This is a genomic window from Rhodanobacter sp. DHG33, assembly GCF_014843005.1.
Classification (GTDB): Bacteria; Pseudomonadota; Gammaproteobacteria; order Xanthomonadales; family Rhodanobacteraceae; genus Rhodanobacter_A.
This window is the reverse complement of the sequence record NZ_JACYXM010000039.1, coordinates 1-281: the sequence shown is the minus strand read 5'-3', so window position 1 is coordinate 281 and position 281 is coordinate 1. Positions and strand designations below refer to the sequence as shown.

Here is a 281-nt window from a genome sequence, read left to right as displayed (position 1 = left end):
CCGAGGGTCTCGAGTCCAATCCCCAACTGCATCTATCCAGCGACAGCCCCGCTTATGTGATGTACACCTCCGGGTCGACCGGTGCCCCCAAAGGCACGCTCGTCCCCCATCGCGCGGTCAATCGTCTGCTCATCAATAACAGCTATGCCTCGTTTGAGGCGGGCGATCACATCGCCTGGCTAGGCAATGTTTCCTTCGACATCAGTACGCTGGAAGTGTGGGCTCCTCTACTTCACGGGGCCTGCCTGGTCGCCGTCCCCCATGCCACTGTTCTGCAACCC

The 281-nt window shown here is 60.5% G+C and carries 1 protein-coding gene; it reads left to right on the top strand.

Annotated elements, in window-relative coordinates:
• A partial coding sequence (locus IHE46_RS16885; RefSeq protein WP_192166098.1) for an AMP-binding protein occupies positions 1-281 on the top strand: 281 nt, incomplete at both ends.